Genomic DNA, 25,965 nt, shown 5'->3' on the forward strand with positions numbered 1-25,965 from the left:
AATAGAAGTAAAAAAGGCAGTGTAATAGAAATAACCTCTGACGGTTGAGTATTCGTTGAAAAAAAATCCCGGAGAATCCGTAAAATATCGATGAATTGATGGATTAATAAACTGCGTAATTAGGAATTATCTGGATGAATGTACCATATTGTGCGCGTAATAATGGTGCGCTTCACCGGAAAAGTGATGTTATTTGAAAGAGATAGCGGGTTATGGAAATGTTCTGTTACACGAAAAGACCCGTTAGACATCGCGAATCGCAAAGAGTTTCTCATCAATTTTTGATATATTTATAACTTAGGATTTACTTGAAGCACATTTGAGGTGGTTATGAAAAAAATTGCATGTCTTTCAGCACTGGCCGCTGTTCTGGCTATTTCCGCAGGTACTGCTGTAGCTGCTACTTCTACCGTTACGGGTGGTTACGCTCAGAGCGATGCTCAGGGCGCAGCGAACAAAATGAACGGTTTTAACCTGAAGTATCGCTACGAGCAGGACAACAACCCGCTGGGCGTAATCGGTTCCTTCACCTACACAGAAAAAGATCGTACTAACGGTGCTGGCGATTACAACAAAACTCAGTACTACGGCCTCACCGCCGGTCCTGCTTACCGTCTGAACGACTGGGCAAGCATCTACGGTGTTGTTGGTGTGGGTTACGGTAAATTCCAGACTGCTGCCACTCCGGCTGACAAACACGACACCAGCGACTACGGTTTCTCCTACGGTGCCGGTTTGCAGTTCAACCCGATCGAAAACGTTGCGCTGGACTTCTCTTATGAGCAGAGCCGTATCCGTAACGTGGACGTCGGCACCTGGATCGCCGGTGTTGGTTACCGCTTCTAATCACTTCGGTGATATGAAAAATCCGCCCCTCGGGGCGGATTTTTTTGTCTGATGTGTAGGCCGGATAAGGTATTTATGCCGCCATCCGGCAATGCCTGATGGCGACGCTGAGGCGTCTTATCAGGCCTACAACATTATCCGGCTACAGGTTAGCGCTGTTTGGTACTAAAAATATCCGTACCCAGATGGTTGTAATCCACCTTCTGCAACTTGAAGTTGGTGATGAAGACCGGCCCGGCTTTCTGCTCAGAGATAAAACGGTATTTGGTTTTAATCTCTTTCGCGCTGATCCCCGTCCATTGCGAGAAAAAGCCTAAGAAATCATTTGCCGAACGGCGCGCTTTAATCACGCGATGCGCTTTGTCATCGCTGGAAAGCACCATAAACGGCACCTGAAAATTCTGCTGATACCTGTCGTCATGCGCCAGATACTGCACCTCTTTCCCGCGCTCTTTAAATGCGAGACCATGATCTGAGAAGTAGACCATAGAGAAGCTGTCGCCGCTGTTACGCAACTGCGCGTACAGTTTTCCCAGCAGCGCGTCCGTTTGGGTCATGGTGTACAGGTAGCAAGAGGTCTCTTTCGACTGCACGAAAACGTCGTATTTTCCCTGCGTGCGATCGCAGGCCTGCGGGTGCGAGCCCATCAGGTGCAGCACGATTAACTGCGGCTGCGTGCGTTCTGTCTCCAGTACCTGAGCGGTCATTTTTAACAGCGCATCGTCACGCGTATTCTTGTCAGCTTCGAAGTCTCCGCTTTTCAGGAAGTGCGCTTCATCGGCACGTTTCGCGATGCTGGCGATAGCCGTATCGTATTCGCCGATTTGCCCCTGATTCGAGAACCACCAGGTCTGGAAACCGGCACGGTTGGCCAGCGTCACAAAGTTATCCTGGAATTGCGGCTTGTTGTCGACCACGCGGTTGAGCGTTAAACCGAGCGATTTTTGCGTTGAGCCGCTGGCGGCAACGTAATCCATGAAAAAATAACCGTTGGCGGTACTGGCGAACGGGGTGTTATCCCAGTGACCGCCGAATGCGCCCATTGCGTCACGCCGCGCGCTTTCACCGATCACCACCACGTAGGTATGGTATCGGGGCTTAACCGCAGTGACCGTCCAGGTATCCTTCATCCCGGACAGCTTCGCCATCCGCTCTTGCTCCTCAATCACCTCATTGTTGTTGACGATGACATCCTTCACGAAGCGAAAAACCGGGTAGCCGGTGTCTTTTAATTTAAACACGCCGCCCCACGCCAGGTTTTGCACCGGCGCGACAAAAAAGGCGATGACGCTGAACAGCAGACACACGCTGTCCACAACGCGCCAGGTTTTTTTCTCCGTCTCTTGCTTACGGCGAACGGCAATCACGCCCAGTGCAAAGATAAAGAGGCCTACCAGATAGTTGTACCACGGGAAGATGGTCAGGATTTCGGTGGACTCTTCCACGTTGGTCGAATGCAGCGCCAGCAGCGTATTAAAGTTTGGCGAGCCGTAGGCCTGGCCGAACGGGAAATACATGGCGGCGATCAGCGAGCATAGCCCGATCAACACCTTTTGCGCGCGCGGCGCGGTGCGCCAGAGCAATAGCAATAGGCAGGTAAAGGCCGCTGTATAGAACAGGCTAAACGGGTAGCCCGACGCGAGGTTAATCAGCAGCGACTGTAAAAAGTAGAAGCCAGTCCACGGGCTAATGGCCCTGCTGCGGGCAATAAGCGAGTCTTTGAGGGTTAAATTCATATGCCACTATTGCAAAAACGCCATGTGCTCACCCTGGCGTTAAGGGTCAATACCTGCCGGAAAGTGCGTGAAGAGGGGATGGGGTCCGCATCTGCGAGCCGCAATATATGCAGGGCTGCGCAACGATAGAGCGTGTGTATAAGAAGGTCAACTACTACAAGGAAAATGTTTTGCGAAAGGGGCAGCAAAACCGACAAAAAGAAAGGGTATTGAGATAAAACCCAGCGCGAGCGCGCCTTGATGCGAGAAGATGTCGTCAAAATGGAGCGGCGTACCGCGACGCCGCGTTATTTTGACGAGGGCTGATCCTGCTCGGGTTTGCCGTTGATCATGTCACACAGCATGGACAGCAGCATTAACCGTACTTTAAAGGGAGAGTGGCTAAACACGCGCATACACCTCTTAAATTCGTTCATAGAAACCTCCTGACTTTACGATCCCATCGATCCGTGAGGGATGCCTGCATTACATACAGATATAGCACAGGCTATATTATATAGCTATTGCTAAAACGTTAAATTTTTGAGCCTGTGCAACTCTGGTTTACAATGGGCCCACTCCAGCCAGATGCAATTAACGCGTCACAGTAACGAGGAAGCAGAATGAGTCGTCGCGCAGGTACGCCAACAACAAAAAAAGTGACGCAATTAGTGAATGTCGAAGAACACGTCGAAGGGTTCCGCCAGGTCAGGGAAGCGCATCGCCGTGAACTGATTGATGACTACGTTGAGCTGATTTCCGATTTAATTATCGAGGTCGGTGAAGCGCGTCAGGTTGATATGGCGGCGCGACTTGGCGTTTCCCAGCCGACGGTCGCCAAGATGCTCAAGCGTCTGGCGTCGGTAGGGCTTATCGAAATGATCCCCTGGCGCGGGGTATTCCTGACCGCAGAAGGCGAGAAGCTGGCGCAGGAAAGCCGTGAACGCCACCAGATCGTGGAAAACTTTTTACTGGTGCTGGGCGTCAGCCCGGAAATCGCACGCCGCGATGCGGAAGGGATGGAGCACCATGTCAGCCAGGAAACGCTTGAGGCTTTCCGCCTGTTTACGCAAAAGCACGGAACGCCTTCTGAATGAGTTTTCCTTTTCTGCGGGCATTAAGACGCGATCGTTTCCTGCTGTTATTACTTCTTGTCGGGGCCGGACTCAGTTTGTTCGTCCCGTTTACTCCCCGCACCTGGCCGGGGGCAATTGACTGGCACACCATTATTACGCTGAGCGGTTTGATGCTGCTGACCAAAGGCGTTGAGCTGAGCGGATATTTTGATGTGCTGGGCCGCAGAATGGTTCGTCGTTTTAAAACGGAACGCCGTCTGGCAATGTTTATGGTGCTGGCGGCGGCGGTGCTGTCAACGTTCCTGACCAACGATGTGGCGCTGTTTATCGTCGTTCCGCTGACCATTACCCTGAAAAGACTGTGTGCGATTCCGGTAAACCGGCTGATTATCTTTGAGGCGCTGGCGGTCAACGCCGGTTCGCTGCTCACGCCGATTGGCAATCCGCAAAATATTTTGTTGTGGGGGCGTTCTGGTCTTTCATTTGCGGCTTTTGTCTGGCAGATGGCGCCGCTTGCCGCCGTGATGATGCTGACGCTGTTGGTGCTGTGCGGCCTTTGTTTTCCGGGGCAGGCGTTGCAATACCATACCGGTACGCGCGCCCCTGAGTGGCAACCGCGCCTGGTGTGGAGCTGCTCTGGGTTGTATATCGTGTTTCTGACCGCGCTTGAACTGAAGCAGGAACTCTGGGGGCTGGCGATTGTGGCGGCAGGGTTCATCGTCCTGGCGCGCCGCGTGGTATTGAGCGTCGACTGGACGTTGCTGCTGGTGTTTATAGTGATGTTTATCGACGTGCATTTATTGATACAGCTACCGGTGTTGCAGGGCGTACTGCGCCATGTTGAAACGCTCTCTGCGTCGGGGCTTTGGCTGACTGCGCTCGGTCTGTCGCAGTTTATCAGCAATGTGCCCGCCACGATTTTATTGCTCAACTATGTTCCGCCGACCGCGTTGCTGGCCTGGGCGGTCAATATCGGTGGTTTTGGTTTGCTACCGGGATCGCTGGCGAATCTGATTGCATTGCGGATGGCAAATGATCGGCGTATCTGGTGGCGGTTTCATTGGTATTCGTTGCCGATGCTGCTCTGGGCGGCGCTGGTGGGATATGGATTGTTGTTGCTGAAGTGATGGCCCGATGGCGCTACGCTTATCGGGCCGACGCGGTAGGCCGGGTAAGGCGAGAGTCGCCACCCGGCACATTGCTTTGATCAGTTCAGACGAACCGGCATACCGGAGCGGTTCTGAACGGCCTGCTCAACCACAGACTGATCGACATCAGGCTGGCTGGTGACGCTCTGAACGCTTTTGTTCAGGTTAATCGGTACGATCTCGCCGCCTTCGAACTGCGCTTCCGTGGTAGACAGAGGGTTATGGACTTCAATGTAACGGCTGCCATCTGGCTCAGTGGTCGCTTTCACCGGCTCGTCGATAAACTGTACGCGGGTGCCGACCGGCACATTTTCAAACAGGAACTTGATGTCGTCGTTACGCAGACGGACGCAGCCGTGGCTGACGCGCAGGCCGATACCGAAGTTGGCGTTGGTGCCATGAATCGCATACAGACGACCAATGTACAGCGCGTACAGACCCATCGGGTTATCCGGGCCAGCCGGCACGACGGCAGGCAGCGGTTCGCCCGCCGCGCGGTATTCGGCATGCATTTTCGCCGTCGGCGTCCAGGTCGGGCCTGCTTTCTTACGCTCAACTTTCGTTGTCCAGTTGATTGGCGTGTCTTTCCCTAACTGACCGATACCAATCGGCAGGACGATCACCGTGTTGGTGCCTTTCGGGTAGTAGTACAGGCGCATTTCCGCACTGTTAATGACAATGCCTTCATGCACGGTGTCCGGCAGGATCAGCTGCTGAGGAATGTTCAGCACCGTACCGCCTTTTGGCAGGAAGGTATCAACACCCGGGTTCGCTTCCAGCATGTTAGACAGCCCCATCTGGTATTCAGCCGCAAAATACTCCAGCGGTTGGGTATTGCCTTCCGGGATAGTGATCACCTGGTTTTGACCAACGACGCGACTGCCATCGGTCGGTAAAGGATAAGTCACCGCTGAGGCGGTGCTGCAAAAGCCAACTACAGCGAGGGCCGCCGCGAAAAACGTTGTTAATTTCATATTCATGTTATGCGAGATTCAGTGCCTGGCAGGCTATTGGGTTGAGAATTCTGTCATGTTGGGAGCGCATTATATGTGCATTCCCGTTAAGTGGGAATTCAGATGTGTACGAAATCACATTTTTTTCCCGTGAGGACAATTTTAGCGGCTTACCGTGAGGCGCGATCTTATTTAAGACTTGTGGCATAATAAGCGGTTTGTCACATATTTTTCAGGATACGCCAGTGTTAGTTTCCAGCAACGTCACCATGCAGTTCGGCAGCAAGCCGCTGTTTGAAAATATTTCCGTCAAATTTGGCGGCGGCAACCGTTACGGCCTGATTGGCGCCAACGGTAGCGGTAAATCCACCTTTATGAAAATCCTCGGCGGCGATCTCGAACCGACGCTGGGCAACGTCTCTCTCGATCCGAACGAGCGTATCGGTAAGCTGCGCCAGGATCAGTTTGCCTTCGAAGAGTTCAGCGTACTCGACACAGTGATCATGGGGCATGTTGAGCTGTGGGAAGTGAAACAGGAACGCGACCGCATCTACGCGCTGCCGGAAATGAGCGAAGAAGATGGCTATAAAGTGGCCGATCTGGAAGTGAAATACGGCGAAATGGATGGTTACTCTGCCGAAGCGCGCGCGGGCGAACTGCTGCTGGGCGTGGGTATTCCGGTTGAGCAGCACTACGGCCCGATGAGCGAAGTCGCGCCAGGCTGGAAGCTGCGTGTCCTGCTGGCGCAGGCGCTGTTTTCCGACCCCGATATCCTGCTGCTTGATGAACCGACCAACAACCTCGACATCGACACGATCCGTTGGCTGGAGCAGGTACTGAACGAACGTGACAGCACCATGATCATCATTTCGCACGACCGTCACTTCCTGAATATGGTGTGTACGCATATGGCGGATCTGGATTACGGCGAACTGCGCATTTACCCGGGTAACTACGACGAGTATATGACTGCCGCCACCCAGGCGCGTGAACGCCTGCTGGCCGATAACGCCAAGAAAAAGGCGCAGATTGCAGACCTGCAATCTTTCGTCAGCCGCTTTAGCGCTAACGCGTCTAAGTCTCGCCAGGCAACGTCTCGTGCCCGTCAGATTGATAAAATTAAGCTTGATGAGGTGAAGGCCTCCAGCCGTCAGAACCCGTTCATCCGTTTTGAACAGGATAAGAAGCTGTTCCGTAACGCGCTGGAAGTGGAAGCGCTCGCGAAAGGCTTTGATAACGGCCCGCTGTTCAAGGGCGTTAATCTGCTGCTGGAAGTGGGCGAAAAGCTTGCGGTACTCGGGACTAACGGCGTGGGTAAATCCACGTTGCTGAAAACGCTGGTGGGCGATCTGGCGCCGGATAACGGCACCGTGAAATGGTCAGAGAACGCGCGCATTGGGTATTACGCGCAGGATCACGAATATGAGTTCGAAAATGACCTGACGGTGTTTGAATGGATGAGTCAGTGGAAGCAGGAAGGCGATGACGAGCAGGCGGTACGCAGCATTCTTGGCCGTCTGTTGTTCAGCCAGGACGATATCAGAAAACCGGCGAAGGTGCTCTCCGGTGGTGAAAAAGGGCGTATGTTGTTCGGTAAGCTGATGATGCAGAAACCGAATATCCTGGTGATGGACGAACCGACCAACCACCTGGATATGGAATCGATCGAATCGCTGAACATGGCGCTGGAGATGTATCAGGGCACCCTGATTTTCGTTTCTCACGACCGTGAGTTTGTTAGCTCGCTGGCGACGCGCGTGCTGGAAATTACGCCGCAGCGCGTGGTGGACTTCAGCGGCAACTACGAAGATTATCTGCGTAGTAAAGGGATCGACGGCTAAAAAAAAGCCCGGTGGCGCTACGCTTACCGGGCCTACGCTACAGTTTGTAGGCCGGGTAAGGCGAAGCCGCCACCCGGCAATTTTCAGAGCACCCACTCACTCCCTTCAACGCCATTCACCCGCAGCGTGCGTTTTTCCCCCGCCGGTAACGATACCTGCAACGTGTTCCACGCCGGACGATAGTCGCCACGCGCGTTGATCTTCAGGTTGACGGTCGCCCCATCGCACACCATCTCCCATTCCACCCACAGGGCATTGCCCGTCTGATAACCCCAGCTTTCGCCATCGTCTTCAAACAGCAGACCGGACGTTGTCCCCACGCCTTTAACCGGGAACAGTTTCAGCTCGCGGGTATCGTCGCATTCAGCGCTGACATGGGTGATCCGTTCGCTCAGCGGCAGGCCTGCACCGGCGCGTACCAGCAGCGGCAGTTTTTCCAGCGGCGCGTTCAGCGTGATCCACTGGCCGCCAGAGAACCATTCGTGGCTATCGAAATCGTACCAGCCGGTTTCGTTATCCGGCAGCCAGACGCGGCGTTCACGTTGACCGGGTTCCACCACGCTTGCCACCAGAATATCGCGGCCAAGCAGGAAGTCGTCGCACTCTGCGAAGGTTTGCGCGTCGTGCTCGTGGTCGAGGAAAGTGGGGCGCAGCATCGGCTCGTCGTCGGCGTGCGCCTGCCACAGCAGCGTGTAGAAGTAGGGCAGCAGACGGTAACGTAGCTCAATCGCGCTACGAATCGCCGGCGTTACGCCCGGGTACATCCACGGCTCATTCACCGTATGATCGTCATTCCATGAGTGGATGGTAAAGCGAGGGTGCATCACGCCGTTCTGTACCCAACGCACGAACAGCTCCGCATCCGGTTTATCGCCAGAGAAACCGCCGACGTCGTGACCCACGTTATACAGCCCGGACAGACTCATCCCCAGCCCCATGCGGGTGTTGTAGCGCAGGGTATCCCAACTGGTGCGGTTATCGCCGCTCCAGGTTTGCACGTAACGCTGCATCCCGGCGCAGCCGGAACGGGAGATCAGGTACGGGCGTTTTTCCGGCGCAAAGCGCTGCTGCGCTTCCAGCGAGGCGCGCATCATCAACAGCGGCATGACCGGGCGAATATGTTTGATGGCGATTTCGCGGCCAAAGCCGTGGCAGCGGGCTTCGCCATCCCACACTTCGAACTCGTTGTTGTCGTTCCAGGTGGAGTCGATCCCCATCTCCAGCAACTGCGTGGTGACGCCTTCCTGCCACCAGGCGACGGTTTGCGGATTGGTGAAGTCGAGGTTAGAACCTTCGTCATCCCAGAAACTTGAACGTTCCGGCGCGTCGGTTTCCGAATCACGAATAAATAACCCTCTTTCCGCGACTTCGTTGTAGCGCGGGTGATCCTGCAACAGACACGGTTTAATGTTGGCTGCCAGCTTCAACCCCGCATCGTGGAATGCCTGGGTCATCACTTTCGGCTGCGGCACCTTGTTGTAGTTCCAGTTAAAGACGTAGCGTTTGCCGTTAATGGAGGTGTAGCCAGATGAAAGCTGGAACGAATCGCACGGAATCGCGTGTTCATTGCACAGACGGATAAAGTTCATCAGCTGGTTTTGCGCGTCCGGCGCATCGGTGTAATGCATGGTTGAGCCGCTGTAACCCAGGCTCCACTTCGGCCCGAACAGGGTTTTCCCCGTCAGGCGCACAAAGGCTTTGGTGACATCCAGCACACGCTTGCCGGTAAAGATGTAGTAATCGATATCGCCCGCTTCCGCCTGCCAGCGGCGATAGGCGGTGTGATAGTTGTCGATTTCATTGCCCAGATCCAGCCAGCAGCTGCTCAGGTTGTCGTAAAACAGACCGTAGCTGACGTCATCGCGGCGGGCGATGGTGAATGGAATATGTTTGTACAGCGGATCGGTGCTGACCGCGTTATAGCCCATCGCGTCAAGGTTGCGCATCTCATAGCGTTGGCCGTTGCGTTGCAGGTCGCCCGCTTTCTCGCCCAGACCGTAAAAACGTTCATCTTTACGGCGGCTTAAATAGTGCGCTACGCCGTCGCCGTGAGCGTTCAGCAGATAGGCGCTGGTGGGGCGGTCGTTGACCAGCGGCTGCCAGTCGCCCGCCTCGTCACGGTAGTGCCACTCCAGCCACAGCGGCTGGTGGACGGTCACGCGCAGTTGCTCAGTAGCGACAATCAGCGCGCCATCCTGCTGCGTCAGTTGCCAGGCCGGGCAGCTAAAGCCGCTGACATCCTCACGGCTGCGGCCTTCCCACGGCACATCCTGCGCCGGGGCGATACTCCAGGTTCTGTCTAATGCCAGTTCGCCTTTACGTTTGATCAGCACGCGAAACAGATTTTCTTCCAGTACGTACAGGCACAGATGGTGTTGACCATCGACCAGCAGTTCCAGATGATGGGCCGACTGTTTCTCTACAATCCAGTTTTTCAGGGTTTTCATACGCAATACATCCACTATCAGGCGCGCTTGGCGCGACGTTCAGCAATAAATGCCACCAGGAAAACAGCGCCAATCAGGTCAAAGAACCCCATGGCGATAAAGAGCGGGTTAAAGCCGATTTTGTCGGCGGTAACGCCAATTAACAGAGAGAAGAGGAAGCTGGCGATCCACGCCGCAGAGCCGCGCATTCCGTTGACGGTCGCCATCTGGCCTTTATCAAACGACTCCACGACCAGCGCGCTCAGCATGCAGGAGATGATCTGATGACCGAAGCCGCCGATGGAGATCAGCACGATGGTGATATACGGATCGCGGGTAATGGCCACGATGCCGAGAGAAATCATCAGAAACGCGCCGGTCACGGAGCTTGCCACCACGGAGTTAACGCGAGAGCAGCCAAACAGACGGGTATACAGGCGGGTGAGGTAGCCGCTCGCCACGCTGCCGAGATCGGCGGCGAGGAACGGCAGCCAGGCAAACATGGCGATCTGCTTCAGATCCATGCCGTGTTCCTTCGCCAGATACAGCGGCACCCAGAAGCTCAGCACCGCCCAGGCCGGTTCTGCCATAAAGGCCGGGATCGCGATACCGTAGAAACGTTTATTTTTCGACACGGTTTTCAGCGCGGTCAGGAAGGGCAGTTTCACGGCCGGAGGCTCGTTATCCTGCTTGATATACTCCAGCTCCTCTTCACTCAGGTTCGGGTGCTGTTCCGGGTTATGGTAGAACGCCCACCACAGGATCACCCACAGCAGTGCCAGCACGCCGGTAAACATAAATGCGCCCTGCCAGCCGAATGAGGCGTGCGCGAAGTAGATGATTGGCGGCGCCAGCATGGCGCCAATTGAGAAGCCGACGCCTGCCCAGCCCGCCGCGACCGGACGCTCTGATTTCGGGAACCATTCGCCGATGGTTTTGGCGTTGGCTGGCGTAGCGGCCGCTTCAGATGCGCCCATAAAGAAGCGCAAAATCGCCAGATGCAGCCAGCTTCCGGCGCCCGCGTGGAAGATACACATCAGCGCCCAGATCCCGGCGCAGACCATAAAGCCAATCTTCAGGCCAATCACATCGATCAGCCAGCCGCACAGGGGCTGGAAAATGGTGTAGGCAATCTGGAACGCGCCGACAATCCAGGAGTATTGCTCGGTGGTGATCCCCAGACTCTCTTTTAGCTCCGGCGCCAGGATACCCAGCGAGTTACGCGTGATGTAGTTAACGGTCACACCCAGTAAGAACAGCACCAGCACATACCAGCGCAAATTTTTGATGACGCGGCGGGTTTTACTCGCGGCGACAGTGTTATTGATGTCCTGACTCATTTCTTTTCTCCACAAGACGGACGGTAGGGGAAACAAACGTTTTGGTGTCACACAAATTTTGTTATCTCATTGAAAATTATCTTTTTATTTATTCTTAGTTGCTATACAACTAGTATGTAAGTTGTGTGACAAGTTCAGGTTAAGTGAGAAAATGGGCGGGCAATAGTGGATTTTGTGCAAGTTTTCTCATTACTAACGGTATCGCTCTGGCAAGATGGACGTTAAGCCAGTTATTTCCCTGTTTGTGCGTTATGAAAATTTTTTCATTTAGCAAATGGAGCAAGATCACAAAATGGATAAAAGGCTCAAAATCAGCGAAATTGCCGCGCGGACGCAGCTTTCCGTCAGCACCGTCTCCCGCGTGCTGGCGGGGAAGGCAAATACCAGTGAAAAAGCGCGCAACAAAGTGCTGGAGTGCGCGCGGGAGCTGGGCGTCATGGACGGGATGGCGGCAGGCAGGCTGTTGCTGAATAGTCTGGTGGTCTTTGCGCCGCAGCGGGCGTTTGATGAGCGGTCCGACATCTTTTACTACCGCGTGATTCAGAACGTGAGTAAAGGGCTGACGGCGTATGAAGTACGGCTGCGTTATTGCGCGCTTGAGGAGCTGGACAGTGACGCGCAGCTTTTCCTCGCGCGGATGAACGAAGCGGAAACGCAGGCGGCGATTTTGTTAGGGATTGACGATCCGCATATTCACGATTTGGCGGTGGACGTGGGGAAACCCTGCGTACTGATTAATTGCCGCGACCAGCGAATGCGTTTGCCAGCCGTTTCGCCCGATCACCGCGCCATTGGCGAACTTGCCGCTGATTATCTTTTTTCAATGGGGCATCGCGACGTGATGACGGTGCTCTGTCTGCGTCGCTACACGATGGAGCTGCGTCTGGCCGGCATTCGCGACGCCTGGCAAACCCATAATCTGAAATTTAACGATAAGCGGGATTTACTGGTATCGCCGAGTTTCAGTGCGAAAGAGGCGGAGCAGCGGGTCAGCGAATGGCTGGCGAATACGCCGGATAAGGCATTGCCGACGGCGTTTTTGGTCGGCGGTGATTTTATGGCGGCGGGCGTCATCAGCGCGTTGCAAAAGCGCGGCCTTCGCGTGCCGCAGGATGTGTCGGTGATGAGTATTGACGGCTTTAATCTGGCGGAAATTCAGGATGTGCCGTTAACAGCAGTACATGTGCCGCGCGATGAGCTGGGGACGGAGGCGGTACATATGCTGCAACAACGTCTGGTTCGTCCGAATGCGCCAATCGGTACGCTGTTGCTGAACGGCACGTTAACGGTGCGGGAGTCGGTGCGGCGGATACGTCCAGGGAAACGACGCACCGCCGTCGAACGGGAAGGGCTGTATGACGCTTAACTCATGCCCAGCGCGCGTTTTCCGTGAACGTTCAGATCGCTCAGCGTAAAACGGCCTTCCCAGTTTGTTTCGTAATCTTCACGCGGGAAATCGCCTGGCGATGCGCCCGTTTCCAGCGCGGCTTTGACCTTGTGCGCGTAAGCCAGGTTTTTCTCACACATCGGCGCGGCGGGGATGTACATCACGTTCCCCCAGCCTTGCTGATTTTCCACCGGCGCGACGGAGTGGATCACATCGCAATGCCACCAGACGGAGTCCCCGGCCTCCAGTTGCGGAATACTGGTCAATGCCTCAATCAGCAGCGGATGCCATTGTTGCGAAACCGGCAGCACCCGGCCTGGCGCAACGCCGCACAGTTCATCTTCAGGAACGTCATCCAGCAGGGGGCGTAACAGGATATACGCCATCGCTTCTGGAATCGGCACCACATGCAGCAAGCCCTGGCCCGGCAGCATATCTGACAGCGCCGTCCACCCCTGGAAGGTGCGGAAAACCGAGCATTTGGTGGTGTTATCGACCGTATACTCTTCGACTTCGGTACGGTAGGCGGCATGCCAGGGATCGTACTTTTCCAGCTCGCCGTTAAAGATACTGGCGAAAACCCGTTGATAGGCGGGCAGCAGCCAGCGTTCCAGCGCGCCGGAATCGGTATGCGCCCCCAGACCTTTTGAGGTGGTGCCGGGCGGGCGGCGGCGGATGCGATCCGGGTAGATCACGCTGATATCCGGGTTGAACCACTGTCTGCCGTCACTTTCAAATGTCCACAGCCGATTAAGGAAAGACTGAACGTTCGCCATCTCTTCGCTCTGACGAGCCTGCATCTGCGCCTGCGACCAGTAAATCGGATAAATTTCAGGGCGGGAGGCGGTTAACGTGCCGAAGAAGTTATCGCCGGGACCTTTGTACACCTCATCAAAATGGTTGCGATCCAGATAATCCAGCATGGATTGATCCCATGCCAGCGCCTGCTCCCGCGGGAAATGGCCCTTAATGACCGCGCATCCACGCCGCTTGATCTGTTCACGCTGCGCTGTCGTGATGGCGCCGGACTGGATATCCGCGTAAGACAGCGCAGGCCAGACGGCATCGCCCTGCGCTTTGAGCGTATTGATTTCCGCCACGCGTGTGGCAATCACCTCGCTGAGCCTGTCAAAAACGCCATGCACATCACCGAGCTGCGCCCGCAACGCCTGCTTCATCTGCCGGATCGCCGCTTTATGATCGGCCGGTAATGTATCGCTTGTGAAGGTTAAAGCCATAACCACCTCGCATTTACTTTCATTCGAAACTTAAATTAATTACAAATGACAATATAAGTTATAAATAAGTTAATGCAAGTTTAAAAACTTGATGCGGTGCGCAGAATGGAAAAGCAGGGGGAAACCGGAGCAGCGCTCCGGTATCTGGAATCAGACGTTAAAAGGCGGGGCGTTATCCAGTACGGCCTGAATCACGTTTAACGCCCCCTGATGGTTGTTATCATCGGTATGATAACGGCTGAGGGCTTTGATGTTGTCTGCGGCGTTCGCCATCGCGAAAGCGTACCGCGCCATTTTCAGCATTTCCGCATCGTTGTCGCTGTCGCCAATCGCCACCACGTTTTGCGGCGAAAGATCCCAGCGTTTCAACAGACGGCTGATGCCGTTCGCTTTGTGTAATCCCGGTATGATTAAGTCGATGAAGCCGAAGCCGCTGGTCACGGGTTTCATAATGCCGTCCAGCGACGTATGCAGCGCATCAACCACGAAGGGGATCTGCTGGTCTGGCAGGTTCAGTGAAAACTTAAACAGAACATCGTCAATGTCCTGGTAATCCTTCACGGGTTGCAGACGGTGGTAGTGCTTCGACATCAGCGCCACAAAAGATTCCGGCGCATGTTCGCTGACATAAGCGCTTTTCAGGCCGCAGGCGACAAAATTAAGCTGCTTATCTTTTAACAGCTCGCCAATCACAATACGGGATTCATGCCGGGTCAGTTCGCCATGAAACAGCTGCTTGCCATGCTCATAAACCAGCGCGCCATTTTCCGCGACGAAGGAAATTTCGTCTTTCAGCTCGGGGAAAAAGGAAATAAGTTGGTAATACTGATTGCCGCTGGCGACGACAAATTCGATGCCGCGTTTTTTTAGTTCCTGATACTGCGCCATAAATCGTGCGTGATCGTACTTTTTGGCGTCGTCGAGAAAAGTTCCGTCCATATCAGTGACGATAACTTTAACGGTCATACATTGCTCCTGGGTCACTGCGTTTTGAAACATTCTAATAACAAGGTGACGGGGAGCACAAATTTAATTTCGAATGAAAGTCAGAAAGCCGGGTGGCGGCTTCGCCTTATCCGGCCTACGGGGGAATATGTAGGCCTGGTAATTGAAGCGCCACCGGGCATATTTTTACAACATATGCTCAGTACGGGCGATGATATCGTCCTGCGCATCCGGCGACAGTGCGGTAAAGAAGGCGGAATAACCGGCCACCCTGACCACCAGATCGCGATACTGATCCGGGTGCTTCTTCGCGTCCAGCAGCGTTTCGCGCGACACGATGTTGTACTGAATATGCCAGCCTTTATGCACTTCGAAGAAAGTGCGCAGCAGTACCATCAGCTTCTGCTTGTCGGATTCGTTCTCCAGCGTCGCCGGGTTCAGCTTCTGGTTGAGCAACACGCCGCCGAGAATTGAGCCGGTAGGCAGTTTGCCGACGGAGCCAATAACCGCCGTTGGACCGAGATGGTCAGTACCGGAAGCCGGGCTTGCCCCTTCCGCCAGCGGGGTATGCGCTTTACGGCCATCCGGCGTCGCCATCGTTGCCGCGCCAAACGGTACGTTTGCAGAGATGGACGAGGTTCCGGCGTAATAGTTGCCGCCCGTCGGGCCGCGACCGTAACGCGGGTTGTGATACTGCTTCAGCTCGTCGATATAGGTCTGATAAGCGCGGGCCAGCAGGGTATCGACGGTGTCATCGTCGTTACCGTATTTTGGCGCGCCGTTGATCAGTCGCTGGCGTAACTGTTCATGAGTGAGGCCTTCAAAGTCATCGGCCAGTGCGGCGGCAAGCTGCTGTTGGCCGATAGCCCCCTGTTCAAAGACCAGCTTTTTCACCGCCGCCAGGCTGTTGCCGAGGTTAGCGATACCGACCTGCAACCCGGAAACCCAGTCATATTTCGCGCCGCCTTGCTTGATGCTCTTCGCGCGTTCGATGCAATCATCCACCAGCGCCGAGCAGAGAATGTCATGGACATTCTCTTCCAGCATGGTGTCAACCACGTACTCGATTTCGATCGATTTGCGCGTGTAGTAGCGAATCTGCGTATCCCAGGCGTCCATCACTTCATCGAAGCTGGTGAAGTTACCGGCGGAGAGCGCCTTTTCCTGCGGCAGGAAGACCTTACCGCTGGTGGCGTCGCGACCGCCTTCCAGCGCTGCCAGCATCACGCGGGCAAAGTTAATGAAGCTCATGCCGGTGCAGCGGTAGCCCCATTTGCCACCCACGGCGGTTTCGATACAGCCGATGGCCGCGTAGTCGTAAGCGTCTTGTGGGTCGATACCGAGTTTAATAAATTCCGGGATAACGATTTCGTCGTTGTTGAACGCGGGCATCCCAAAGCCGCAGCGAATAACCTGCACGCAGGCATCGAGGAAGTCGTTGCTCATTCCGGCGTGATAGCGCACGCTGAGGTTCGGTTGGGTGGAACGCAGGCGGCCGCAGGACTCCAGAATAGCGTAAGAGAGCGGATTGACCGCATCCACCGGCTGACCGTTGACCAGACTCTGACCGCCAATGGTGACGTTCTGATACAGCGGGCTGCCCGCAGAGGCTTTGGAGTGAGAGCCGGAGCGGATCTTGTTCACTTCCAGCAGCTTCAGCCAGCAGCTGTGCAGCAGTTCAATCGCGTGTTCGCGATCCAGCGTCTGGTTTTGCTCTACATCACGACGGTAATACGGCCAGAGATACTGGTCCATACGTCCAAACGAGACGGAGTGGCCGTTAGACTCGATTTGCAAAATCAGCTGGATGAAATAGCACAGTTGCAGCGCCTGCCAGAACGTCTGCGGCGGCTGATGGGCGATGAGATCGCAGTTCTCCGCCATCGCCAGCAGTTCGTCACGGCGGCTTTCACGGCTTTCTGTCGCCGCCATCTGACGCGCCAGGTCGGCAAAACGTTTGATGTGCAGGCTGACCGCCTCCAGTACGATATCAATCGCTTTCAGGAACTGCTCGCCGTGCAGGTCTTCCAGTACGGTCAGGTTAATGCGCGAACGGCGTTCTGCCACCTTGTCACGCAGACCATCAAGACCTTTTTCCAGCAGCAGCGGGAAGTTTACCGCCAGATGCGCGTCGCCGGAGGTCATGTTGCCCTCGGCTTTAATGATGCCGGTTTCCAGCAGACCTTTTTGCTCATCGGTAAACATGCCGTAGCAGCGGTCCTGTACCGTCTGACCACGCCACCACGGGCACACGGCGTGTAAAACGCGTTTGTTCTCTTCGCTGACCGCAAAACCGGCGCCAGGGCGATCGGCCAGATCGTCGATCTCTTTTTCAATCCACGAGACGGTGTATTCCGGGAAGATCGGCGCGGCGCGCACTTCGCTTGCCTGGTTGCCGATAATCAGTTCGTCATGTTTGATCCAGATAGTGCGTTCCGCCAGATGGTGCGCCAGCGCCAGCGCGCGACGAACCGGAATCGGCTTATCCAGATGTTGCTGATACATCTCGGTGTAGTGCTGCGCGCGCTCCGTACATACGGGCGGCTTCACAATGTGCACCAGCGCGGTTTTATGCGCTTTGATGCGGTCGCTGAGCGTATCCAGTTTCAGTGTGGTCATGGGATTATCCTCGTAAAGTCGCGGTTAAACCTTTGCTGCTGGCGTACTGCTGCGCAAAATCAAGCAACGCGGGCGCATCAAGTGGTTTGTCCGGGGCATAGTAGGGCTGACTGAGTAAGTGGTATTTATTGATGCCCAGCGTGTGATAGGGCAGAAAATGGATCTCACCGACGTGCAGTTCGTCGGCGGCAAAATCGGTAATGGCTTTGATCGCCTCTTCATCGGCGTTAAAACCCTGAATGAGCGGCACGCGGATGATCATTTTTTTACCGGCGGCAGCGAGCTTTTTCAGGTTTTCCAGTACGCGAGAAGCGCTGCCATCGGTCCACTGCTTAAACGGCGCCTCGGCAACGTGTTTTAAATCGGCGAGGAACAGATCGACATTCGGCAGGGAAGGTTCGATATATTTCCACGGTACGTGCAGACAGGTTTCGACCGCGGTATGGATACCCGCATCATGGCTGGCTTTGAACAACGCGGCGGCCAGTTCCGGCTGCATAAAGGGCTCGCCGCCGGAGAGCGTTATACCGCCGCCGCTGCGATCGTAAAACGGTTTGTCGCGCAGTACGGTGTCCATGATCTCTTCCACGCGCTTTGTTTCGCCGCAGACGGTTAACGCCTGAGTAGGGCAGCAGTGGGTGAGGGTATCCATATGCGCATCGGTCAGTTTTTCGCGATGAATAAGCAGGCCGTTCAGCGCGCGTTCGATCACCTCTGGCGCGGCTTGCGCGCACAGCGTGCACCCGTCAAGGCACAGGCGCGCATCGTATAAGAGATCTCTGGCGCGTGCGCGGCTTTCCGGGTTCTGGCACCAGCGGCAGCCCAGCGAGCAGCCTTTCAGGAAGACAACGGTGCGAATGCCGGGGCCATCATGGGTAGAATAGCGCTGAATATTGAAAATCATAAACGGCCTCTCTTTCTTTCGTATAAAGATTAAATAACTTTCGAATGAAAGTTATGTTGACGCAGGTCAACTCTCAGAGAGGTTTTGTCGTGATAGTCTTAAACTATGCAAAATCTCACAGTTTGAGGAATGGTTATGGAACTCTATCTGGATACGTCTGACGTTGAGGCCGTGAAATCGCTGGCGCGTATATTCCCGCTGGCAGGAGTGACGACGAATCCCAGTATCGTGGCGGCAGGTAAAAAACCGTTGGAGGTGTTACTCCCGGAATTGCACGTCGCGATGGGCGGGCAGGGGCGTTTATTCGCTCAGGTAATGGCGAGCACGGCGCAAGGAATGGTCAGCGATGCGCGTAAGCTGCGGGCGATTATTCCTGATATCGTGGTAAAAGTGCCGGTTACAGCCGAAGGACTGGCAGCGATTAAATTGTTGAAAGAGGAAGGTATTCCGACGCTGGGGACGGCGGTTTACGGCGCGGCGCAGGGACTGTTATCCGCGCTGGCGGGTGCCGACTACGTTGCGCCTTACGTTAACCGCGTGGACGCACAGGGCGGGAACGGTATTCAGACGGTTAATGATTTGCAGCAGCTACTGCAAATGCACGCCCCGCACGCCAAAGTGCTGGCGGCCAGTTTTAAAACGCCGCGTCAGGCGCTGGACTGCCTGTTGGCCGGGTGTGAATCCATCACCCTGCCGCTGGATGTCGCGCAGCAGCTTATCAGTTACCCGGCTGTCGATGCCGCAGTAGCGAAGTTTGAGCACGACTGGCAGGGCGCGTTCGGACGAACGTCGCTTTGAGCGACGCGTAGGCCGGATAAGGCGTAGCCGCCATCCGGCAACATGCCCGGGGCGCTGCGCTTGCCGGGCCTACAAACCATCGTCAGCCGCCATCCGGCACCTGTGCTCCGCATACCTCGCAACCCGGATTGCGCATTAATTTCATTTCGCGGAACTGACAGGTCATCGCGTCGTACATCACAATCTTGCCGGATGCGGGTTGACCGTAATGCGCCAGCAATTTGATGGCTTCCATCGCCTGCAATGAACCGATCACCCCTATCAGCGGCGCCATAACGCCCGCTTCCACGCAGGTGAGGGCGTTCTCGCCAAACAGACGGCTCAGACAGCGGTAGCAGGGTTCGCCTTCCTGCCAGGTAAAGACGGTGATCTGTCCTTCCATACGGATGGCGGCGCCGGAAACCAGCGGCACTTTGGCGGCGAAACATCCGGCATTAAGCTGATTACGGATGGCAACATTGTCAGTACAGTCCAGCACCAGATCGTGCCCGGCGATAAGCGCATTCAGCGCCGGTTCGTCCAGCAGGGCGTTGATCGGTGTAAGGGTGATATAAGGGTTGATGCGCGCCAGCGCCTCGCGCGCCGAATCCACCTTCGGCTGCCCGACGGTGGCATCGCTGTGCAGCGTCTGGCGTTGCAGGTTCGACACTGAAACGGTGTCAAAGTCGAGCAGCGTGAGCTGCCCAACGCCCGCGCCCGCGAGGTACTGCGTTGCCGCACACCCGAGTCCGCCCAGGCCAACGACCAGCACCCGCGCATCCTTTAGCGCTTCCTGTCCTTCAAAATCGAACCCTCGTAGAATGATTTGCCGGTTGTAGCGCATCATCTCCTGGTCGTTGAGTTCCGCCATTACAGGCCTCCAAACAGCGCGTTAAACGGCTCGACTTCCACCCATTCGCCCGCGTCAACGTTACCGCGATCGCGTTCCAGCACGATAAAACAGTTACCCATGCTAAAGGAGCTGAAAATATGCGAACCCTGGTGTCCCGTGGTGGTGACTTCCAGTTCGCCGTCAGCCGTGCGTTGCAGAATGCCGCGCTGAAAATCAAGACGGCCCGGCGTTTTCTTCAGCCGTGAAGCGGTACGCACGCGCTGGCGCGCTGGCAGACCGCTGGCGATATTGCCGCTAAGTTTCGCCAGCAACGGCTGCACGAGCTGATAGAACGTCAGCGCCGCAGAGACCGGGTTGCCCGGCAGACCGCAGAACCAGCTGTTGCTCAGTTTACCGAAGGCGAACGGTTTGCCCGGTTTAATCGCCAGTTTCCAGAACGCGATTTCTCCCAGCTCTTCGAGGATCGTTTTGGTGTAATCCGCCTCGCCCACTGAAACGCCGCCAGAGCTGATGACCACATCGGCCTGGCTGTCGGCTTCGATAAAGGCGGCGCGTAGCTGCTGTGGGTTATCGCGAATGATCCCGAGATTGATCACCTCGCAGCCTAACTGCTCAAGCATCAAGTGTACGGTTAAGCGGTTGGTGTCATAAATTTGCCCGTCGCCCAGCGGCTGACCCGGCAATTGCAGTTCATCGCCGGTGGAGAACAGCGCCACGCGCACTTTGCGCACGACCTGCGCTTCGGCGATGCCCAGCGAAGCCAGTACCGGCAGTTCTGCGGTGGTCAGGCGAGTCCCCGCCGGGAAAACCACGGCGTCATGGGTGATGTCTTCCCCACGGCGGCGGATGTTTTGTCCGCTACGAACGTCAGCGGTAAAGCGGATGCCTTCGTCGGTTTGCTCCGTCTGTTCCTGCATGACCACCGCCTCACACCCCGCAGGCACCGGCGCGCCGGTCATAATGCGGATACAGGCGCCAGCAGGCCATTCCCCCTGGAACGGTTGCCCGGCAAAGGCTTTCCCCGCCACCGGCAGCGGTTGACCGGCGGTCAGATCCGCCAAACGCACCGCGTAACCGTCCATTGCAGCGTTATCGAATCCCGGAACGTCCAGCGGGGAGACCACATCGTTTGCCAGGATACGGCCAAAACAGTGAACCAGCGGCAGGGTTTCGAATGCCGTGAGTGGCGTAATGCGCGACAACATCTGGGTGAGCGCCGTTTCAAGCGGCATCAGTCCGGCGGTAAATTCCATGAAAACACTCCTGCGAGGCAAAATCGAATCTGTCTATTATGTCAGAAAATGCGGGCAGGCTGTATGCCACCTCAGACTTAGGGGCTGGCCCTTTACCTTTACATGCCGCCTGCATCTTTCTATATTCAAAAATCGAATCAATAACTCACAACAATTCTGATATTTATAGGGAAAGTTGTGTGCCACCGCTAACGGACGACAAATAATGGGCAAAGCAGTCATTGCTATTCACGGCGGCGCAGGCGCAATTACGCGCGCACAGATGAGCCAGGAGCAGGAACGGCGCTATATTCAGGCGCTGTCGGACATCGTCGAAACAGGACAGAAAATGCTGGAGGCGGGCGAAAGCGCGCTGGATGTGGTGACGGAAGCGGTGCGTTTGCTGGAAGAGTGCCCATTATTTAATGCCGGGATCGGCGCGGTTTACACGCGCGACGCCACCCACGAGCTGGATGCCTGCGTCATGGACGGCAATACGCTTAACGCAGGCGCTGTCGCTGGCGTTCGCCATTTACGCAACCCGGTGCTGGCCGCCAGGCTGGTGATGGAGCAAAGCCCGCATGTGCTGATGGTGGGGGACGGGGCGGAAGCGTTTGCGGCTTCCCGGGGGATGGAGCGCGTTTCTGCCGATCTTTTCTCCACGCCTGAGCGCTATGCGCAACTGCTGGCGGCGCGTGACGCCGGAGAAACGGTGCTCGACCATAGCGGCGCGCCGTTGGATGAAACCACCAAAATGGGCACCGTGGGCGCGGTGGCGCGGGATCGGTTTGGTAATCTGGCGGCGGCCACGTCGACGGGCGGCATGACGAATAAACTGCCAGGTCGCGTAGGTGACAGCCCGCTGGTCGGGGCTGGGTGTTACGCCAACAACGCCAGCGCGGCGGTTTCCTGTACCGGAACGGGCGAGGTGTTTATCCGCGCATTGGCGGCCTACGATATCGCCGCGCTGATGGACTACGGCGGACTCAGCCTGGCGGAAGCCTGCGAGCGTGTGGTCATGGAGAAATTGCCTGCGCTGGGCGGCAGCGGTGGGCTGATTGCCGTCGATCATGAAGGCAACGTCGCCCTACCTTTTAACAGCGAAGGCATGTATCGCGCCTGGGGATATGCCGGAGATACGCCAACGACGGGGATCTACCGGGAGTGAGGAGCAACAGGTGCCACACAGTCACGAATTAGACGCCAGCGACGTACTGGCGGTCAAAAATTTGAACATTGCGTTCGAGCAGGAGCAGCAACGCGTCAGCGCGGTGCGCAATGTGTCGTTTCGGCTTCAGCGAGGCGAAACGCTGGCGATTGTCGGTGAATCGGGATCGGGAAAATCCGTTACGGCGTTATCGTTGATGCGTCTGATCGAGCTGGCGGGCGGCGATGTTCACTGCGATCAGATGCTGCTTCGGCGGCGTAATCGCCAGGTCATTGAACTGGGAGAGCAAAGCGATGCGCAGATGCAGCGCGTGCGCGGCGCGGATATCGCCATGATCTTTCAGGAGCCGATGACCTCGCTTAACCCGGTATTTACCGTGGGCGAGCAGATTGCCGAGTCCATTCGCCTGCATCAGGGGGCGAGCCGCGAAGAGGCGATGGCGGAAGCGAAACGGATGCTTGACCAGGTGCGTATTCCTGAGTCGCAGGCCATCTTATCGCGTTACCCGCATCAGCTTTCCGGCGGGATGCGCCAGCGGGTGATGATCGCGATGGCGTTGTCGTGCCGCCCGGCGGTGCTGATTGCCGATGAACCGACCACCGCGCTGGACGTCACGATTCAGGCGCAGATCCTGCAACTGATCAAAGTGCTGCAACAGGATATGTCGATGGGGGTGATTTTTATCACCCATGATATGGGCGTGGTGGCCGATATTGCCGACCGCGTCCTGGTGATGTATCAGGGCGAAGCGGTGGAAACCGGCAGCGTTGAGCAAATTTTCCACGCGCCGCAGCACCCTTATACCAAAGCGCTGCTGGCCGCCGTGCCGCAGTTAGGCGAGATGAGCGGACACGATCTGCCGCGCCGCTTTCCGCTGATTTCACTGAACGATCCCGATCGTGTGGAACCGCAAACCGAGCAGGACACGGTGGTGGCAGGCGATCCGATCCTGCAAGTGCGCAACCTGGTGACGCGTTTCCCGCTGCGCAGCGGCATTCTTAACCGCGTGACCCGTGAAGTGCATGCGGTGGAAAACGTCAGCTTTGATCTCTGGCCTGGCGAAACGCTCTCGCTGGTGGGGGAATCCGGCTGCGGTAAATCGACCACCGGGCGGGCGCTGCTGCGGCTGGTGGAGTCGCAGGCTGGCGAAATTACCTTCAACGGGCGGCGGATCGACACGCTTCCTGCCGGTAAGTTACAGCCGCTACGGCGAGATATTCAGTTTATTTTTCAGGACCCTTATGCTTCGCTCGACCCGCGCCAGACGGTGGGTTACTCCATAATGGAACCATTGCGGGTGCATGGTTTGCTGGAAGGCGAGGCGGCCGCGTCGCGGGTGGCGTGGTTGCTTGAGCGTGTAGGATTGCGCCCGGAACATGCGTGGCGTTATCCGCATGAGTTTTCTGGCGGCCAGCGTCAGCGTATCTGCATCGCCCGCGCGCTGGCGCTGAATCCAAAAGTGATTATCGCCGATGAGTCAGTCTCCGCGCTGGATGTCTCGATTCGCGGGCAGATCATTAATCTGTTGCTCGATTTGCAGCGGGAAATGGGCATCGCGTATCTGTTTATTTCACACGATATGGCGGTGGTGGAGCGCATCAGCCATCGCGTGGCGGTGATGTATCTGGGGCAGATTGTGGAAATCGGCCCCCGCCGGGCGGTGTTTGAAAATCCGCAGCATCCCTATACCCGTAAATTAATGGCGGCAGTACCGGTGGCCGATCCTTCCCGGCACAGGCCGCAGCGTGTGCTGCTGTCGGACGATATCCCCAGCAACATCCGTAAACGTGGGGAGGAGATCGCGCCCGCTCCATTGCAGTTAGTCGGGCCGGGGCATTATGTCGCGCGCCCGCAGGCAGAAAATGCGTTATCGCGTTTATAACATCTCATAAAACAGGCAGGGTTCAGGAGAATAATATGACAACATTTGTAACCCGTAATTGGCTGGTTGCGCTGGGCGTCGCTTCTGCACTGGCGGCATCTCCGGCGTTTGCTGCTAAAGATGTGGTGGTAGCGGTAGGCTCTAATTTTACCACGCTCGATCCGTACGATGCGAACGACACCTTATCGCAGGCGGTGGCGAAGTCGTTTTATCAGGGGCTGTTTGGTCTTGATAAAGACATGAAGCTAAAAAATGTGCTGGCTGAAAGCTACACCGTTTCCGACGATGGCCTGATCTACACCCTGAAGCTGCGCCAGGGGGTAAAATTCCAGGACGGCACCGACTTTAACGCAGCGGCGGTGAAGGCCAACCTCGATCGCGCGAGCGATCCAGAAAACCATCTCAAACGCTACAACCTGTATAAAAACATCGATAAAACCGAAGCGGTCGATCCGACGACGGTAAAAATTACGCTGAAACAACCGTTCTCGGCGTTTATCAATATTCTGGCGCACCCGGCGACGGCGATGATCTCTCCGGCCGCGCTGGAAAAATACGGTAAGGACATTGGCTTCCATCCGGTCGGCACCGGGCCGTATCAGCTGGATACCTGGAACCAGACTGATTTCGTGAAAGTGAAGAAATTTGCGGATTACTGGCAGAAAGGCTTACCTAAACTGGATACGATCACCTGGCGCCCGGTAACGGACAACAACACCCGCGCGGCAATGCTGCAAACCGGGGAAGCGCAATTTGCGTTCCCGATCCCTTACGAGCAGGCGACAATTCTGGAGAAAAACAAAAACCTACAGTTGGTTGCCAGCCCGTCGATCATGCAGCGTTACATCAGCATGAACGTGACGCAAAAACCGTTCGATAATCCGAAGGTGCGGGAAGCGCTGAACTACGCCATCAACCGTCAGGCGCTGGTTAAAGTGGCCTTTGCCGGTTATGCGACGCCTGCCACGGGCGTGGTGCCGCCAGCCATTGCGTATGCGCAGAGCTACGCGCCGTGGCCTTACGATCCGGCGAAAGCGCGCGAACTGCTGAAAGAGGCGGGCTATCCGAATGGGTTTAGCACCACGCTGTGGTCGTCTCATAACCACAGCACCGCGCAGAAAGTGCTGCAATTTACGCAACAGCAGCTGGCGCAGGTCGGTATTAAGGCGCAGGTAACGGCGATGGACGCCGGGCAGCGTGCGGCAGAAGTGGAAGGCAAGGGGCAGAAAGAGAGCGGTGTGAGGATGTTCTACACCGGCTGGTCGGCTTCCACGGGGGAGGCGGACTGGGCGTTGTCACCGCTGTTTGCCTCGCAAAACTGGCCGCCAACGCTGTTCAATACTGCGTTCTACAGCAACAAGCAGGTTGATGACGACTTAGCGGCAGCGCTGAAAACCAACGATCCGCAGGAGAAAGCGCGCCTGTATAAAGAGGCGCAGGACACCCTCTGGAAAGAGTCCCCCTGGATTCCGCTGGTGGTGGAGAAACTGGTCTCAGCCCACAGTAAAAATTTGACGGGTTTCTGGATCATGCCGGACACTGGCTTCAGTTTTGATGACGCGGATTTGCAGTAAGCAACGCGCGCCCGATGGTTTTATCCGGCTTGCCGACGCAG

Annotated in this window: 20 protein-coding genes; 9 read left to right on the forward strand and 11 right to left on the reverse strand. The window is 56.1% G+C overall.

All coding sequences use genetic code 11. The features are described 5' to 3' along the window. The first annotated feature begins 330 nt into the window (after positions 1–330). Positions 331–846, forward strand: coding sequence for an outer membrane protein OmpX (gene ompX, locus OGX75_RS17915; RefSeq protein ID WP_012133153.1), 516 nt, complete (start codon positions 331–333; stop codon positions 844–846). A gap of 149 nt (positions 847–995) precedes the next feature. On the opposite strand, the gene OGX75_RS17920 is transcribed toward ompX, so the two are convergent. Both OGX75_RS17920 and mntS read right to left on the reverse strand, forming a co-directional pair. Further along, positions 996–2,582 (reverse strand): phosphoethanolamine transferase, encoded by a 1,587-nt coding sequence (locus OGX75_RS17920; RefSeq protein ID WP_286451391.1) that lies wholly within the window; start codon positions 2,580–2,582, stop codon positions 996–998. A 287-nt stretch (positions 2,583–2,869) separates the two neighbouring features. Next, positions 2,870–2,998: a manganase accumulation protein MntS gene (mntS, locus tag OGX75_RS17925; RefSeq protein ID WP_047457949.1), complete on the reverse strand. Its 129-nt coding sequence runs from the start codon at positions 2,996–2,998 to the stop codon at positions 2,870–2,872. A gap of 186 nt (positions 2,999–3,184) precedes the next feature. Between mntS and mntR the strand changes: the two genes are divergently transcribed. Together mntR and OGX75_RS17935 are read left to right on the forward strand one after the other, a co-directional pair. After that, a complete protein-coding gene (gene mntR / locus OGX75_RS17930) occupies positions 3,185–3,658 on the forward strand; it encodes a manganese-binding transcriptional regulator MntR (RefSeq protein WP_012133150.1) in 474 nt (157 codons plus the stop codon). Next, a complete protein-coding gene (locus tag OGX75_RS17935) occupies positions 3,655–4,764 on the forward strand; it encodes an anion transporter (protein WP_286451390.1) in 1,110 nt (369 codons plus the stop codon). The genes mntR and OGX75_RS17935 overlap by 4 nt, the downstream gene beginning before the upstream one ends. Positions 4,765–4,844: 80 nt before the next feature. Here OGX75_RS17935 and ldtB read toward each other — a convergent pair whose 3' ends face one another. Beyond that, positions 4,845–5,765 (reverse strand): L,D-transpeptidase, encoded by a 921-nt coding sequence (gene ldtB, locus OGX75_RS17940; RefSeq protein WP_012133148.1) that lies wholly within the window; start codon positions 5,763–5,765, stop codon positions 4,845–4,847. Between the two features lie 218 nt (positions 5,766–5,983). Here ldtB and OGX75_RS17945 point away from each other — a divergent pair, with 218 nt between their 5' ends. Beyond that, positions 5,984–7,579: an ABC-F family ATPase gene (locus tag OGX75_RS17945; protein WP_047457942.1), complete on the forward strand. Its 1,596-nt coding sequence runs from the start codon at positions 5,984–5,986 to the stop codon at positions 7,577–7,579. Positions 7,580–7,662: 83 nt separating this feature from the next. Here the strand turns inward: OGX75_RS17945 and OGX75_RS17950 are convergent, their stop codons facing one another. Both OGX75_RS17950 and OGX75_RS17955 read right to left on the reverse strand, forming a co-directional pair. Further along, the gene (locus tag OGX75_RS17950) at positions 7,663–10,026 is read right to left on the reverse strand and encodes a glycoside hydrolase family 31 protein (protein ID WP_286451389.1); all 2,364 of its coding nucleotides are present in this window, start codon (positions 10,024–10,026) and stop codon (positions 7,663–7,665) included. 17 nt (positions 10,027–10,043) lie between these two features. Next, complete coding sequence (locus OGX75_RS17955) at positions 10,044–11,345, reverse strand: MFS transporter (protein WP_012133145.1); 1,302 nt, start codon at positions 11,343–11,345, stop codon at positions 10,044–10,046. Positions 11,346–11,637: 292 nt separating this feature from the next. Here OGX75_RS17955 and OGX75_RS17960 point away from each other — a divergent pair, with 292 nt between their 5' ends. Then, positions 11,638–12,711, forward strand: coding sequence for a LacI family DNA-binding transcriptional regulator (locus OGX75_RS17960; RefSeq protein WP_024130506.1), 1,074 nt, complete (start codon positions 11,638–11,640; stop codon positions 12,709–12,711). On the opposite strand, the gene OGX75_RS17965 is transcribed toward OGX75_RS17960, so the two are convergent. The 4 genes from OGX75_RS17965 to OGX75_RS17980 all read right to left on the reverse strand — a co-directional run bounded on the left by OGX75_RS17965 (position 12,708) and on the right by OGX75_RS17980 (position 18,438). Further along, on the reverse strand, positions 12,708–13,970 hold the full coding sequence (locus OGX75_RS17965; protein WP_286451388.1) for a DUF1479 domain-containing protein: 1,263 nt from the start codon (positions 13,968–13,970) through the stop codon (positions 12,708–12,710). The two genes, OGX75_RS17960 and OGX75_RS17965, sit on opposite strands and share 4 nt — an antisense overlap. A 150-nt stretch (positions 13,971–14,120) precedes the next feature. After that, entirely contained in the window at positions 14,121–14,936 is an 816-nt protein-coding gene (locus tag OGX75_RS17970) for a Cof-type HAD-IIB family hydrolase (protein ID WP_110494504.1), read from the reverse strand. Positions 14,937–15,101: 165 nt separating this feature from the next. After that, entirely contained in the window at positions 15,102–17,534 is a 2,433-nt protein-coding gene (locus OGX75_RS17975; protein WP_049010111.1) for a glycyl radical protein, read from the reverse strand. Between the two features lie 4 nt (positions 17,535–17,538). Beyond that, positions 17,539–18,438, reverse strand: coding sequence for a glycyl-radical enzyme activating protein (locus tag OGX75_RS17980; protein ID WP_060815912.1), 900 nt, complete (start codon positions 18,436–18,438; stop codon positions 17,539–17,541). A 135-nt stretch (positions 18,439–18,573) separates the two neighbouring features. Here OGX75_RS17980 and fsa point away from each other — a divergent pair, with 135 nt between their 5' ends. Then, positions 18,574–19,236 (forward strand): fructose-6-phosphate aldolase, encoded by a 663-nt coding sequence (fsa, locus tag OGX75_RS17985; RefSeq protein ID WP_286451387.1) that lies wholly within the window; start codon positions 18,574–18,576, stop codon positions 19,234–19,236. 82 nt (positions 19,237–19,318) lie between these two features. Here the strand turns inward: fsa and moeB are convergent, their stop codons facing one another. Together moeB and moeA are read right to left on the reverse strand one after the other, a co-directional pair. Further along, positions 19,319–20,086 carry a molybdopterin-synthase adenylyltransferase MoeB gene (moeB, locus tag OGX75_RS17990; RefSeq protein WP_286451386.1) on the reverse strand — a complete coding sequence of 256 codons (768 nt, stop codon included), beginning with the start codon at positions 20,084–20,086 and terminating at the stop codon, positions 19,319–19,321. Next, the gene (gene moeA / locus OGX75_RS17995) at positions 20,086–21,321 is read right to left on the reverse strand and encodes a molybdopterin molybdotransferase MoeA (protein ID WP_115609457.1); all 1,236 of its coding nucleotides are present in this window, start codon (positions 21,319–21,321) and stop codon (positions 20,086–20,088) included. The genes moeB and moeA overlap by 1 nt, the downstream gene beginning before the upstream one ends. A gap of 205 nt (positions 21,322–21,526) precedes the next feature. Here moeA and iaaA point away from each other — a divergent pair, with 205 nt between their 5' ends. The 3 genes from iaaA to gsiB are packed head-to-tail and all read left to right on the forward strand — an operon-like array spanning position 21,527 to position 25,924. After that, positions 21,527–22,468: a beta-aspartyl-peptidase gene (iaaA, locus tag OGX75_RS18000; protein ID WP_286451385.1), complete on the forward strand. Its 942-nt coding sequence runs from the start codon at positions 21,527–21,529 to the stop codon at positions 22,466–22,468. A gap of 10 nt (positions 22,469–22,478) precedes the next feature. Beyond that, positions 22,479–24,350 (forward strand): glutathione ABC transporter ATP-binding protein GsiA, encoded by a 1,872-nt coding sequence (gsiA, locus tag OGX75_RS18005; protein WP_286451384.1) that lies wholly within the window; start codon positions 22,479–22,481, stop codon positions 24,348–24,350. Between the two features lie 35 nt (positions 24,351–24,385). Continuing rightward, entirely contained in the window at positions 24,386–25,924 is a 1,539-nt protein-coding gene (gene gsiB, locus OGX75_RS18010) for a glutathione ABC transporter substrate-binding protein GsiB (RefSeq protein ID WP_047457921.1), read from the forward strand. The last annotated feature ends 41 nt before the right edge of the window (positions 25,925–25,965 follow it).

Source organism: Citrobacter sp. CK199 (assembly GCF_030333285.1).
Taxonomy (GTDB): domain Bacteria; phylum Pseudomonadota; class Gammaproteobacteria; order Enterobacterales; family Enterobacteriaceae; genus Citrobacter_B; species Citrobacter_B koseri.